General features: G+C 66.2%; 1 protein-coding gene. It reads right to left on the bottom strand.

Going from position 1 to position 281, the window contains the following annotated elements; genetic code table 11:
- Positions 1–281: TolC family protein (locus DL891_RS16905; RefSeq protein ID WP_198668988.1), on the bottom strand; the 281-nt coding region annotated here is incomplete at both ends.

The raw sequence follows: 281 nt of genomic DNA, 5'->3' as shown, positions 1-281 counted from the left end.
CGCCAAGCGTGACCGAGTTGTAGTCGTTCGGGCCGCCCGCGCGCAGTGGCCGGCTGTCGGACTGGCGATCGCGCTGCGGTACGGCGCTCGCACTGATCGACGGGTACAGTCCCGACTCTACCTGCGCCACGAAAGCTTGCGCTTGCGCATAGTGCGCGTACGCCGCGCGCAAATCGGTGTTGTTTGCCAGTAGGCGCGCTTCGAGATCGTCGAGCTGCGCGTCGCCATACATCTTCCACCAGCCATTGCGGTCGATCCGGTCGGCTGGTTGCGCCGTGGTC

The sequence above is a fragment of the Homoserinimonas sp. OAct 916 genome (assembly GCF_003260275.1).
GTDB lineage: Bacteria > Actinomycetota > Actinomycetes > Actinomycetales > Microbacteriaceae > OACT-916.
This window is presented reverse-complemented; position numbering and strand designations above follow the sequence as displayed.